Genomic DNA, 13162 nt, shown 5'->3' with positions numbered 1-13162 from the left:
TTCAGATTAGAATTTAAAGTGTGAAAATGCTTTGTTTGCTTCAGCCATTCTATGAGTGTCTGTTTTCTTTTTGTACGCAGCACCTTCTTCTTTTGCAGCAGCGATAACTTCAGTAGCTAATTTCTGAGCCATTGATTTATCATTTCTAGCTGTAGAATATTTAATTAACCATTTCATCGCCATAGAAATTTTTCTATCAGCTCTGATTGGCATTGGAATCTGGAAGTTCGCGCCCCCGATTCTTCTAGATCGTACTTCTACGTGAGGCATAACGTTCGTCAAAGCATCTTTCCAGATTTCCAGAGCCGGCTTTTCGTTATCTCCTTTTTTACTTTCTACGATGTCTAATGCGTCATAGAAAATTTTGAATGCGATTGACTTTTTACCATCAAACATCAAATTGTTTACAAATCTTGTTACCAGTTGATCATTAAATTTTGGATCCGGTAACAACGGTCTTTTTTTCGCTTTTGTCTTTCTCATTGTTTCGTTTCTTAAAAATTAATGATTACTTTTTCTTACCTTTTGCAGGTGCCGCAGCTGCCTGACCTGGTTTTGGTCTTTTCGCTCCGTACTTTGATCTTCTCTGAGTTCTTCCAGCTACTCCTGCGGTATCCAAAGCTCCACGAACAATGTGATAACGTACTCCCGGTAGGTCTTTCACCCTTCCGCCTCTAACCAATACTATCGAGTGCTCTTGAAGATTATGTCCTTCGCCCGGGATATAGGCGTTAACTTCTTTACCGTTTGAAAGTCTTACCCTTGCAACTTTTCTAAGCGCAGAGTTAGGTTTCTTAGGAGTGGTGGTATATACTCTTGTACATACACCTCGTCTTTGTGGACAAGATTCAAGGGCAGCCGATTTGCTCTTCTTGGCAAGCGAGACTCTTCCTTTTCTTACTAATTGTTGAATAGTAGGCATTAAATTGCTTTTTATTTTAGGGGGCAAAAATAGGAAATTATTTTGAATTAGCAAACCCTGAATTACAATAATTTACAATTACTTTCAGCGAAATTATTTTTTATGAGATTACAAAGGCATTACCGAGAATTCTTCGAAATTATTCCACCGGCTGTTTCGCACTTTACTTCTAAAGTAGAAAAACTATCCTAAATCTCAGAAATTATAAAGCCGACGCCACTCAACATATATTAAGGAGTTGTACAATAATTCTTTGCCGCCCTCTTATTATGCAGCGGAACGAAATCTTTGTCACGATAAGCTATAAAGCAATAACCTGTCTGTAAATGTAAAATATATTTAAAAATAATAATTCATTACACAAAAAAGCCGCTCAATTACTGAACGGCTTTCATTAATTATAAATATAATTTTAGTGACCTAAAACTTCTTTTACTTTATTAGCAGCTTCTTCCAACGTGATTGCTGAATGAACCGGTAAACCGGAATGATCGATTAACTCTTTTGCTTCAACAGCGTTGGTTCCTTGCAATCTCACGATCAACGGAACCGGAAGGCTTCCCATCGCTTTGTAAGCATCTACAACACCTTGGGCAACACGGTCGCAACGTACGATTCCACCAAAAATATTAATCAGAATAGCCTTAACATTCGGATCTTTCAAAATAATTCCGAAAGCTTTCTGAACTCTTTCTGCATCGGCTGTACCACCAACGTCTAAGAAGTTTGCCGGGTTACCGCCAGATAATTTAATGATATCCATGGTCGCCATCGCCAAACCAGCTCCGTTTACCATACAGGCAACGTCACCATCAAGTTTCACAAAGTTCAAACCAGCTTCACCGGCTTCAACATCTGTAGGATCTTCTTCTCTTGTATCTCTTAATTCAGCCAAATCTTTGTGACGGAACAATGCATTATCATCCAAAGAAACTTTTGCATCTACCGCAATAATTTTATTGTCAGAAGTTTTCAATACAGGGTTGATTTCAAAAAGAGAAGCATCAATCCCAACGTAAGCACTGTATAAATTCGTAATAAATTTAACAAAATCCTTGAACGCAGCTCCTTCCAAACCTAAGTTGAATGCGATTTTTCTCGCCTGAAAACCTTGTAAACCAACACAAGGATCTACGACTTCATTATGAATTAAATGTGGCGTCACTTCGGCAACGTGCTCGATATCCATACCACCTTCTGTAGAATATACGATCATGTTTTTGCCTTGTGCACGATCCAAAAGGATAGAAACATAAAACTCTTTTGTTTCTGTTTCTCCCGGATAATATACATCTTCAGCTACCAAAACGAAATTTACTTTTTTCCCTTCGGCAGAAGTTTGTGGAGTAACCAACTGCATTCCGATGATGTTTCCGGCATTTTCTTTCAGTTTTTCCATGTTGGGTGAAAACTTTACGCCGCCGCCTTTTCCACGTCCACCTGCGTGGACCTGCGCTTTAACGACCCAGCCTTCGTTACCGTTCATTTCAGTCAGTTTTTTCGCTGCTGCTTCTGCTTCTTCCACAGTGTTTGCAATAAAACCTCGTTGGATGTTAACTCCGTATTTTGCCAAAATCTCTTTGGATTGGTACTCGTGAAGATTCATAATATTTTAATTAGATATTTATTTTTTTTAAAGATTGACAAATTTAAGAAAATTTGAGAAGATAACAGTTGAACCCATTGAATTTTTTGGCAAAACCGGTTTTAATGTTCTTAAAATTACTTGATTGCAGGTTTTGTCTTTTCATAAAAGGTAGTTGCAATCCCGGCTAATATAATAATACTGCCAACCATTTGAACCACCGTGATTTTTTCGTTCACAAAAACTGCCGCTAAAATAGTGGCAAAAATCGCCTGACTCAAAAGACTTAAGGAAACTCTGGTCGCACGCATATTCTGGGTCGCATAACTGATGAGTAACCACGCGATTAACTGACAAACAACTCCCTGAGTAATAAGTGAAATCCACGCCTTATTTGAAAAACCAAAAAATTGTTCCTCAAAAACAACATTAATAATGAAAAGAAAAATGGTACTGAAAATCATGCTGTAAGTGATAAAAGTAATGACTTCTAATTGCTCCAACAGCCTTTTACTCACCAAAATATACAAAGCATACAGTAATCCGGAAAGAATACCCAGGAAGAAAGCGACGTCTAATTTCAATTCTAAAATCACATCAATCCCTACAAAAACTGTCATTCCTATTAAAGCGATTAAAGTTCCGAGCCAAAAACTTTTTCGCGGTCGGTAACTTAAAAAGATAAAGGAAAAAACGCCGACCCAAATTGGCGAAAGATTAGTCAGCAAAGTTGCCTGCGTGGCAGATGAATTCTGAATTGAAATATTCCAAACGGCAATATCTGAAGCAAACAAAACGCCGCAAACCATTATTGGTAAAAGCATTTTGAAGTTTTCTAACTTAAGTTTGTTCTTATAAAGAGCAAAAGGCAAAAGAATCGCCGTAGCAATTGCCATTCTATAGAACGCAGAAATTAATCCTGATGTGAGATTCATCCGGACGATTACAGGGAAAATGGAAATACACAAAATCCCTAGAAATAAAGCGATTCTCGGTCTCGTCATGTTCAATATTTTCTACCGACTTCTTTGCAGATTTCTAAATATTCCGCAGGCATTTTCGAGAAATAATCATTCTCGTAATACTCATCTGAATGCGGAATGTAGAAGCTGTATTTTTTACCAAGCGGAATGAGTGGAATAAAGAAAAGTGTACTATAATTATTAAAAACTTTGATTTCTGCATTCACCAAAAATCCGTTTTTATTGATTTTACGGGATTCTTTTCCGACTAATTTCTGTGAATTTCCACCGATGAAGAAAAACATACAATAAGTTTGAAGTCCAGTATTTAAAATTTTGCTTTCACAAAATAAAAGATCAGCATCGCCCAGGAAATAATCATCAGCAAACCACCAAGCGGCGTTATTGGCCCGATCGCTTTCGATGGAATCGCTGCCACTTCACTAAATGCCAACAAATAAATACTCACCGAAAACAGAAACGTTCCCGCAATCATTAAGATAGAAATCCACTTTTCCGAAGGGGTTTCAAATTTTAAAATATATCCCACGATCAATAAAAAAAGTGCGGAATACATTTGATATTTCACGCCGGTTTCAAAACTGGCGAGCTTATCAATTGATAAAAATTTCTTTAGCGCATGCGCCCCGAATGCTCCTAAAATTACGGAAACCAAACCGTAAACGGCTCCGATGATTAATGTTAAATTTTTCATATTATAATTCTCCCTGTTGATACATGATAACTAATTTTCCCATGATGGATAATATTCCGATGAGAATAAACATCCACGAAAATTTCTTTGATTTGGCAAATCCCGGGTCTTTGGTTGTTTTCAGAAAAACCCCGAAAATTAAAATTAAAAGCCCTAAAAAAAGTTGCAACATATTATCTATTCCTCAATTTATTAAACTCCGTAATCACTTCATGATGTGTCACCGTTTTGTCTTTAAAATAAGTGACAAAATGATTTTTCTCTTCTTCGGTTGCTCCCAATTGGTTCAGGATGTTGAACAGATGCATTTTCATGTGCCCTTTCTGAATTCCCGTCGTCACCAAAGAACGCAATGCGCCAAAATTTTGAGCCAAACCGGAAACCGCTAAAATACTCATCAGTTCCTGCGCAGAAGGTTTCCCGAGCAAAGCCAGAGAAAATTTTACCAGCGGATGAAGATTCGTCAAACCACCAACAACACCTACAGAAATTGGAAGATCAATCCAAAATCTGAAAATTCCGTTATCGGTTGTGCAGTGCGTCAAACTTGAGTATTTTCCGTCTTTTGCGGCGTAAGCATGCGCGCAGGCTTCGGTTGCACGGAAATCATTTCCTGTCGCAATTACAACTGCGTCAACTCCGTTCATAATTCCTTTATTATGAGTAGTCGCACGGAAAGGTTCGATTTCGGCGATGGTCACCGCGCGTTTAAATTTGGTTGCAAATTCTTCGTTAGAAATTCCGCTGTCGTCTTTCAGGTCTTCAATTTTGCAGGAAACTTCGGCACGTACAATACAATCCGGCGTGAAATTGGAAAGAATATTCATGACAATCTGCAGCGAATCTTTTTCTTCCTGCGTGAAACTTTCTTCTTTCTGAACTTCTTCTGTCAAAGTTTTTCCGAACTGTTCCAAGCAGGAATTGATGAAATTGGCACCCATAGAATCTACGGTATCGAAACTCGCTTTCAGTTGAAAATAATTTTCCAAATCCGCAGTTTTATCGATGAGACGAATGTTTAAAATTCCACCACCACGATTTCGCATGTTTTTGGTGATTTCTTCGGTCGCTTCAAACAATCTTTTCTTTAATTTAAAGTTAAAGAAATGCTGTAATTTATGAGGTTCCACATTCAGAATAAAATGTGTGTGACCTAATTTTTTAGTATTAATGATGGTAGTTTTGAAACCACCTTTATCAATCCAGAATTTTGCGGCTTTTGAAGCGGCTGCGACTACCGAACTTTCTTCCACGGCCATCGGCAAAGCCAATAATTTCCCGTCGATAAGGAAATTAGGAGCAATTCCGTACGGCATATAAAAATTGGAAATGGTGTTTTCTGAAAACTCTTCGTGTAATTTCTGCAGCGTGTGATCGCCATTCCAATATTGCTGAAGAACCTGTTCGTAACTGCGGTCTTCGCTCAGATATTCTTTGATGAGCCAATCTATTTTTCTTTGTTTTGAAAGTTTAGAAAAACCTTCTACCGGACTGTGATTCATTGAAGTTTAATTAAAGTTCAAAGATAGGAATTTTTGTATGGAAGTTTTTGGTTATAACGCCCCGAATGCACGAATAAAATTCATTCGTGCATTCGTGGCGATTTTTTAAAAATAAAATTTTAGAACTTCGAAGATTTTTTTAACCTTCCAACTGCGTTCCCAAAAACTCCCATTCCTGCAACGCCAAATCCAAATCTGCTTTTCTGGAATTGTAAGTTTCCAACGTTTCCGCTGAAGGATTTTCGGTGATAAAAGTCGCTTCCATGTCCTCGATTTTCAGTTCGAGTTCAGAGATTTTTTCTTCTACTTTCTTTATTTTATTTTGAATATTCTTTTGATCTTTCGAAACAATAACCATCTTTTTTTCGATCGGTTTTTCAATTACTTTTTCTGCAACAGGTTCGTTTCTCATTTCCTGCAATTTCGATTTTTCGGCAGAAACTTCGCGGATACTTTCTTTCTGACGGAAGGCCAGATAATCATTAATATCTCCCAAAAATTCTTTCATCGTTCCGTCACGGAATTCGAAAATCTTATCACTTAAACCTTGGAGAAATTCACGGTCGTGAGAAATTACGATCAGCGTTCCTTCGAATTTCTGCAGTGCCAATTTGATAATTTCTTTGGACTGAATATCCAGGTGATTCGTAGGCTCATCCATAATCAAAGTATTAAACGGACGGAGCAACAATTTACACAAGGCCAAACGGTTACGTTCCCCTCCGGAAAGCACTTTTGTTTTCTTCGTAACATCATCACCTTGAAAAAGGAAACTTCCCAATAGATCACGAACACGAGGACGGGTTTCTTCAGTAGCAGAATCTTCAGCTTCCTCTAAAACGGTTTTATTCGGGGTTAAAACTTCTTCCTGATTTTGGGCAAAATAACCAATGTTTACATTGTGACCGAGATTCCATTCACCGGAATAATCGGTAATTTCTCCAGATAAAATTTTCGCCAAAGTTGTTTTTCCTTGCCCATTTTGACCCAGCAAAGCAATTCGCTGTCCACGTTCTATGAAGAAATCAACGCCATCAAAAATTTGTTTTTTACCGTATGCTTTTCCTAAATTTTTAGCTTCAAAAACTACTTTTCCCGGAGTTACAGCGGGTTGAAATCGAATATTAAATTTGGAAACATCATCAGTATCAACTTCAATTCTTTCTAATTTATCCAGTTTCTTTATCAAAGATTGCGCGAAAGAAGACTTAGTTGCAGAAGCGCGGAAACGGTTGATATTGTCTTCCATTTGCTTGATTTCTACATCCTGATTTTTCTTGGCTTGAATTTGTTTTTCTTTTCTTTCTAAACTTAACTCTAAATATTTGGTGTAGTTGGCTTTGTAATCGTCAACTTTTTTATTATTAATGTCGAAAGTTCGGTTACAAACAGAAGTCATAAATTGCTTATCGTGACTCACAAGAACGATGGATCCCGGATAATCTTTCAAGAAACTTTCCAGCCAAATGATGGATTCCATATCCAGGTGATTCGTAGGCTCATCGAGTAACATCAAATCGTTTTTCTGCAGAAGTAATTTTGCGAGTTCGATTCTCATTCGCCAACCTCCGGAAAACTCATCGGTGATTTTATGAAAATCATCCGCTTTAAAACCTAAACCCAACAGGATTTTCTCCACATCACCTTCCAGATTATAGGCGTCGTAATGCATCAGAAGATCATTCAGTTCGGTCATACGGTGAATTATATTTTCATACGCTTGACTTTCATAATCGGTTCTGGTCACCAGCTGATGATTCACTTCATCGAGTTCATTTTTCATGGCATTGATTTGCTCAAACGCCTGCATGGTTTCATCCCAAACGGTTCTTCCTTTTACAAAATCCAGATCCTGCTTCAGGAAACCCATGGTCACATTTCCTTCGGGAACAATACTCCCTTCGTAGAAATTAATTTCGCCGGTAATCATCTTTAGCAAGGTCGATTTGCCCGCTCCGTTTTTGCCGACCAAACCGATTTTATCATCCTTTTTGATGGTGAAATTTACATTTTGAAAAAGGTAATTCCCAGAGTGATGAAGACCTAAATTTTGAACAGAAATCATATTTTTTGAATACTAATTGATAAGTGAATTTTCGAGGTGCAAAAGTAGTGAAACTAATTGAATTACAGACTAAGTTGCGCGGCCAGTTACTGAATTTTTCAACTTAAATATTTAAATTTACCGGTATTTTAATATTCAAAATAAAGAATCTAATCGGCCTTTCCACCAAAAGTTACTGACTTGCCGAAACCTCGGGGTATGTGCTTACTTTTTATTTAAAATAAAAAAAGCGGTAAAAGGTTTTGGGCTTTCAATGTTGATCCCGGCTATATCTGAGATGCCGAAAGTTAGAATTCTTCAAAATTAATTTTAGTAAAAATAAAATCTTGCAATACATAAAATCCATCTATTTCCCCAGACCCCATACACTTATTATCATTCTGAAAAGAAACCTTACGCACTGAAAAGCACCTTTGTTGTCGTCACCGTTCCTAAAGAACGTCTTGATAGTATTTTTGTGAAAAGCTTTTTAGCAGAAGCGATTTGGCCGTCATTTATAGTTTCTTTTTTTAATAAAAAAGAATCCACCGATGAAAGTGGATTCTAAAAACACAAATGATGAAAAAAAATTATTCTTTGCTTTTACAAGCATTGAATGGCACAAAGGTCGGTATTATTGTTTGCATAACAAAACATATTGGCGGTTTATTTTTAAATTAAAAACATTTCCACCATCAATACCAAACAAAAGAATCCATCATGACTGATGGATTCTAAAAACACAAATGATGAAAAAAAATTTATTCTTTGCTTGTACAAGCATTGAACACTGCAAATATTGCGCTTATTTTTTGAATAACAAAATTTTATTCAAAGTATTTTTCATCTTTTTTCCACAACCATAAATTTTTAAAAAAAATGGATCCGCTGATTGCTCAGCGGATCCAAAAACACAAATGATGAAAAAAAATTTTTCATTTTAGAGAAAGCAAATACTTTGCCACATTATGTTAAATAGAAATTGACCGTTTTGTTATAAACAAAAACAAATCTCTCCGCTCCAAAAATGCAACTCCATATCCGCCTACAAATAAAACCGTCCATTTGAAAGGTAAAATGGACGGTTTTTTAATGATATATAATATTACGTTCACTCTGTCGCTCTAAAGACCAGGCCACTTTCCTCAAAGTAATCCAGAGTGATCCGGTCGCCATCGTTCACATGTCCGGCCAGTATTTCCCTGGACAGTTTATTCAGAACTTCCTGCTGAAGAACTCTTTTTAAAGGCCGCGCACCGAACGCCGGATCGTAACCTTTGTTCATCACATATTCCACGGCATCGTCGGTTGCAGTGATGATAATTCCTCTTTTCTCCAACATTCTGTTGAAGTCCTGCAATTGATAATGCACGATTTTTCCGATTTCTTTTCTGTTCAAAGGCTGGAAAAGAACTATTTCATCAATCCGGTTAATGAACTCTGGTCTTAATGTTTGTTTAAGCAGTTCAAAAACCTGTTCTTTTGTTTTGTATACGATTTCCTCTACATTATTATCTGTAATATTTTCGAAATTCTCCATAATTAACGGCGACCCTAAATTGGAGGTCATAATAATAATCGAATTTTTAAAATTGACGACTCTTCCTTTATTATCCGTTAATCTTCCGTCATCTAAAACCTGCAGCAAAGTGTTGAAAACATCCGGATGCGCTTTTTCAATCTCGTCTAAAAGAACGACTGAATAAGGTCTTCTGCGGACAGCTTCCGTTAACTGCCCGCCTTCCTCATAACCGATATATCCCGGAGGAGCACCCACGAGCCGTGAAACGGAATGTCTTTCCTGATATTCACTCATATCGATTCTGGTCATATTATTTTCGTCGTCGAAAAGATATTCTGCAAGCGCTTTTGCCAACTCGGTTTTTCCAACCCCTGTCGTTCCAAGGAATAAGAAACTTCCGATCGGTTTTTTCTCATCATTCAATCCCGCACGGTTTCTTCTGATCGCGTTTGCGACGGATTCTATCGCCTCATTCTGACCAACGACTCTTTTATGGAGTTCGTCTTCCAGATGCAATAATTTTTCGCGTTCGGACTGAATTAATTTAGTCACCGGAATTCCCGTCCATTTTGAAATTACTTCCGAGATATTTTCTGCCGTAACTTCTTCCTTAATTAATTCATTCTGGTTGTTTTGCATCTCGAGTTCAAGTTTCTGCAAATCGCTTTCTTTTTCTTTAATTTTCCCATACTGAATTTCGGCAACTTTAGCGTAATCACCTGCTCTGGAAGCTCGCTCAGCTTCTAATCTCAATGCTTCAATCTCTTTTTTAATGGAAGTTAAATCCTCTGATTTTTGTTTTTCTTTGAGCCATTTTGCGTTGATCTCATTTCGCTCCTCAGAAACTTTTGAAATATCTTCTTTCAAATGACCGACTCTGACATCATTGCCTTCCCTTGAAATCGCAGCCAATTCAATTTCCATCTGCATCAGTTTACGATCCAGAACATCCAGCGCTTCTGGCTTTGAATTGATTTCCATTCTTAATTTCGCGGAAGCCTCATCAATTAAATCGATGGCTTTGTCCGGTAAAAAACGGTCAGAAATATACCGCTGAGACTGCTCCACTGCAGCAATAATGGCTTCATCTTTAATCCGGACTTTGTGGTGAGCTTCATATTTATCTTTAATTCCTCGCAAAATGGAAATTGCAGATTCGGTATCCGGCTCTTCAACCATCACTTTCTGAAAACGTCTTTCTAATGCTTTATCTTTTTCAAAATATTTTTGATATTCATTTAAAGTTGTCGCGCCGATGGCTCTGAGCTCTCCTCTTGCCAGAGCCGGTTTCAAAATATTTGCAGCATCCATCGCTCCTTCTCCACCGCCTGCACCCACTAAAGTATGAATCTCATCGATGAATAGAATAATTTGCCCATCAGATTTAATGACTTCATTAATGACAGATTTCAGTCTCTCTTCAAATTCTCCTTTGTATTTTGCACCGGCAATTAAAGCGCCCATGTCGAGAGAAAACAAAGTTTTGTCCTGTAAATTTTCAGGGATATCGCCGGAAATAATCCGGTGTGCGATTCCTTCTGCAATCGCAGTTTTACCGACTCCGGGTTCACCGATTAATATGGGATTATTCTTGGTTCTTCTGGAAAGAATCTGCAAAACTCTACGAATTTCTTCATCTCTGCCGATAACCGGATCAAGTTTTCCTTCAGCAGCGAGTTCATTAAAATTCTTCGCGTATTTATTTAAGCTTTGATAAGTTTCCTCGGAACTTGCTGAAGTCGCTTTCGAACCTTTGCGCAATTCTTTGATGGCGGTTTCCAACCCACTTTTTGTAAGTCCCATATCTTTGAGCATTTTCGAAACATCGGAATTCACATCGAGAAGGGAAAGCCAAAGATGCTCGATGGTTACAAATTCGTCACCCATTTTCTTGGCAACATTTGGAGCATCCAGCAACACTTTATTCGTAGGTTGTGAGAGGTAAATATTACCACCTTCTACCTTTGGAAGTTTTTCGATATTCTCGCGGTTTCTTTCTCTGACTAAAGTTAATTCGGCTTCCGATTTCTTTAATAAAAATTGAGAAATATTTTCATCTATTTGAAAAATACCTTCCAGTAAGTGTTGGGGCTCAATGCTTTGGTTGCCGAACTCCATCGCAATCTGTTGCGATTTCTGAATGGCTTCCTGCGATTTTACGGTATATTGATCTAAGTTCATAATTATATGTTTTTAGTGTTCTGAAACAGAAAGAACTCTTAACCATTTTCGAATTCTCACTATTTTTTTATCATTATTAAATTCTTATTTCTACTCCTCAAAAACTATTCTTTTGATTATAATCAAAAGAAATCAGTCAAAATTTCCGAAATCAATAAGTTTAAATTAAAACAGTAAGCCAATATTTCCACTTTTGAGAATCTATCAATTTCTTGCATCCCAAGATTTTCAAGAAAATGCACCTATTTAAAATAATGAATGAAATAAATACGCCGTTTTTATACTTTTCAAAAAATAAGTATATTTGTTGAACTCATTTTTATTGAGTTTTTAAAATACTATGCATCATTTTCATCAACTAAAAGCAACAAAAGTATCACGGGAAACCAATGATTGCGTACATATCGCTTTCGAAATCCCGGAAAACTTAAAACACGAATTTTCTTTTAAACAAGGACAATATCTGAATGTAAGATTTGTTTTTGGGGAAGACGATTTGCGCAGAAGCTATTCTATCATCAACGCGCCAAGCGAAGAAAATCCGGAACTGGAAATCCTAGTAAAACATCTGGACCAGGGAAAAGTCTCAACTTATCTTAACCGTGAACTAAAAGTGGGCGATAGCGTTGAAGTAATGGCTCCGAGCGGACATTTTTACACGCATTATCATATTTCGAATCAAAAAACCTACATTGGTTTGGCCGCAGGAAGCGGAATATCTCCGGTTCTGTCCAATATCAAAGAAGCGCTTTACCAGGAACCACAGAGTTCAGCTTATCTGTTCTTCAGCAATAAAAGTTTCACCGATATCATTTTTAAAAAAGAAATTGATGATTTGGTGGAGAAATTTGAAGGAAGATTAAAAGTCATTTTCCTGTTGTCCAGAGAAAAGCATTTTGAAGACGAACTTTTCGAAGGAAGAATTTCAGCAGAGAAACTCGATCTTTTATTCCAGAGATTTACCGATATTCCCGTTCAGGATTCCACCTATTTTATCTGCGGACCGTCTGAAATGATCAAAGGAATCTCGGATTATCTGAAAAAAGAAAAGAAAGTTCCGTCGCTTCAGATCATGTACGAATATTACGCAGCACCCGACGAAGAAGGAAATGCAGAAATGAGCGATGAATTCAAAGCCATCCCTAATTTAGAAAGCATGGTGACTTTAATTATTGATGATGACGAATATTCATTCCATCTGAATTCAAAGAAAAAGAGTATTTTAGACCAGGCTTTAGCAGAGAAACTTCCTGTTCCATTTGCCTGCAAAGGTGGCGTTTGCTGCACGTGCAAAGCACAGGTCATGGAAGGTGAAGTATTTATGGAAAAAAACTTCGCACTCACCGACGACGAGGTGGAGCGGGGTTTTGTATTAACCTGTCAGTGTCACCCGACCACCAATGTGGTGATGCTGAATTATGATGTTTAATCTGTTTTATTTAAAAAATCACCAATCATGAAAAACTGGAAATTTGCGTCCTTAATTGAAGAAGAAAAAGAATTTAAAGTAGAAGGAATTAATATTTGGAATCACTATTGGCATTGCGCTGACCGAAAGATTGAAGTAATTGGCCCCCTAAGTGGAAATCCATACCTCTTCAACGAATACGAAATCAGAAGTCCCGAAAAAACAATAAATTTTGTCGTCGGCGAATTCTCTGAAGGAAGAATCGGTCTTTATCTGCCGGAAGAAGACGCAATCAATGCGCAGTAAACCGGCAATTTTTAA

General features: G+C 37.4%; 12 protein-coding genes. 2 read left to right on the top strand and 10 right to left on the bottom strand.

Going from position 1 to position 13162, the window contains the following annotated elements; translation table 11 throughout:
- Window positions 1-6: 6 nt before the first annotated feature.
- From rpsG to clpB, 10 genes are all read right to left on the bottom strand, one after another.
- A complete protein-coding gene (gene rpsG / locus NBC122_RS05865; RefSeq protein WP_133439483.1) occupies window positions 7-483 on the bottom strand; it encodes a 30S ribosomal protein S7 in 477 nt (158 codons plus the stop codon).
- 25 nt (window positions 484-508) lie between these two features.
- Window positions 509-922 carry a 30S ribosomal protein S12 gene (gene rpsL / locus NBC122_RS05860; RefSeq protein ID WP_034718671.1) on the bottom strand — a complete coding sequence of 138 codons (414 nt, stop codon included), beginning with the start codon at window positions 920-922 and terminating at the stop codon, window positions 509-511.
- 412 nt (window positions 923-1334) lie between these two features.
- Window positions 1335-2528 carry an ADP-forming succinate--CoA ligase subunit beta gene (gene sucC, locus NBC122_RS05855; RefSeq protein WP_133439482.1) on the bottom strand — a complete coding sequence of 398 codons (1194 nt, stop codon included), beginning with the start codon at window positions 2526-2528 and terminating at the stop codon, window positions 1335-1337.
- Between the two features lie 116 nt (window positions 2529-2644).
- Window positions 2645-3511 (bottom strand): DMT family transporter, encoded by an 867-nt coding sequence (locus NBC122_RS05850; RefSeq protein ID WP_133439481.1) that lies wholly within the window; start codon window positions 3509-3511, stop codon window positions 2645-2647.
- 2 nt (window positions 3512-3513) lie between these two features.
- Complete coding sequence (locus NBC122_RS05845) at window positions 3514-3774, bottom strand: hypothetical protein (protein WP_133439480.1); 261 nt, start codon at window positions 3772-3774, stop codon at window positions 3514-3516.
- A 23-nt stretch (window positions 3775-3797) separates the two neighbouring features.
- Window positions 3798-4184 carry a DUF423 domain-containing protein gene (locus tag NBC122_RS05840; protein ID WP_133439479.1) on the bottom strand — a complete coding sequence of 129 codons (387 nt, stop codon included), beginning with the start codon at window positions 4182-4184 and terminating at the stop codon, window positions 3798-3800.
- Between the two features lies 1 nt (window position 4185).
- Window positions 4186-4356: a hypothetical protein gene (locus NBC122_RS14345; RefSeq protein WP_165983196.1), complete on the bottom strand. Its 171-nt coding sequence runs from the start codon at window positions 4354-4356 to the stop codon at window positions 4186-4188.
- A 1-nt stretch (window position 4357) separates the two neighbouring features.
- Entirely contained in the window at window positions 4358-5686 is a 1329-nt protein-coding gene (locus NBC122_RS05835) for a hydroxymethylglutaryl-CoA reductase, degradative (protein WP_133439478.1), read from the bottom strand.
- 139 nt (window positions 5687-5825) lie between these two features.
- On the bottom strand, window positions 5826-7751 hold the full coding sequence (locus tag NBC122_RS05830; protein WP_133439477.1) for an ABC-F family ATP-binding cassette domain-containing protein: 1926 nt from the start codon (window positions 7749-7751) through the stop codon (window positions 5826-5828).
- A 1090-nt stretch (window positions 7752-8841) separates the two neighbouring features.
- A complete protein-coding gene (gene clpB / locus NBC122_RS05825; protein WP_133439476.1) occupies window positions 8842-11433 on the bottom strand; it encodes an ATP-dependent chaperone ClpB in 2592 nt (863 codons plus the stop codon).
- 340 nt (window positions 11434-11773) lie between these two features.
- Between clpB and NBC122_RS05820 the strand changes: the two genes are divergently transcribed.
- Window positions 11774-12862: an FAD-binding oxidoreductase gene (locus tag NBC122_RS05820; protein WP_133439475.1), complete on the top strand. Its 1089-nt coding sequence runs from the start codon at window positions 11774-11776 to the stop codon at window positions 12860-12862.
- 27 nt (window positions 12863-12889) lie between these two features.
- On the top strand, window positions 12890-13147 hold the full coding sequence (locus NBC122_RS05815; protein WP_133439474.1) for a hypothetical protein: 258 nt from the start codon (window positions 12890-12892) through the stop codon (window positions 13145-13147).
- Window positions 13148-13162 lie beyond the last annotated feature (15 nt).

It is taken from the genome of Chryseobacterium salivictor, assembly GCF_004359195.1.
Lineage (GTDB): Bacteria > Bacteroidota > Bacteroidia > Flavobacteriales > Weeksellaceae > Kaistella > Kaistella salivictor.
The sequence above is the reverse complement of the archived record's forward strand: the minus strand, read 5'-3'. Positions and strand labels throughout refer to the sequence as shown.

Coding starts and splice junctions, on each gene's coding strand:
- rpsG (WP_133439483.1), bottom strand. CDS start 483: ATGAGAAAGACAAAAGCGAAAAAAAGACCGTTGTTACCGGATCCAAAA.
- rpsL (WP_034718671.1), bottom strand. CDS start 922: ATGCCTACTATTCAACAATTAGTAAGAAAAGGAAGAGTCTCGCTTGCC.
- sucC (WP_133439482.1), bottom strand. CDS start 2,528: ATGAATCTTCACGAGTACCAATCCAAAGAGATTTTGGCAAAATACGGA.
- NBC122_RS05850 (WP_133439481.1), bottom strand. CDS start 3,511: ATGACGAGACCGAGAATCGCTTTATTTCTAGGGATTTTGTGTATTTCC.
- NBC122_RS05845 (WP_133439480.1), bottom strand. CDS start 3,774: ATGTTTTTCTTCATCGGTGGAAATTCACAGAAATTAGTCGGAAAAGAA.
- NBC122_RS05840 (WP_133439479.1), bottom strand. CDS start 4,184: ATGAAAAATTTAACATTAATCATCGGAGCCGTTTACGGTTTGGTTTCC.
- NBC122_RS14345 (WP_165983196.1), bottom strand. CDS start 4,356: ATGTTGCAACTTTTTTTAGGGCTTTTAATTTTAATTTTCGGGGTTTTT.
- NBC122_RS05835 (WP_133439478.1), bottom strand. CDS start 5,686: ATGAATCACAGTCCGGTAGAAGGTTTTTCTAAACTTTCAAAACAAAGA.
- NBC122_RS05830 (WP_133439477.1), bottom strand. CDS start 7,751: ATGATTTCTGTTCAAAATTTAGGTCTTCATCACTCTGGGAATTACCTT.
- clpB (WP_133439476.1), bottom strand. CDS start 11,433: ATGAACTTAGATCAATATACCGTAAAATCGCAGGAAGCCATTCAGAAA.
- NBC122_RS05820 (WP_133439475.1), top strand. CDS start 11,774: ATGCATCATTTTCATCAACTAAAAGCAACAAAAGTATCACGGGAAACC.
- NBC122_RS05815 (WP_133439474.1), top strand. CDS start 12,890: ATGAAAAACTGGAAATTTGCGTCCTTAATTGAAGAAGAAAAAGAATTT.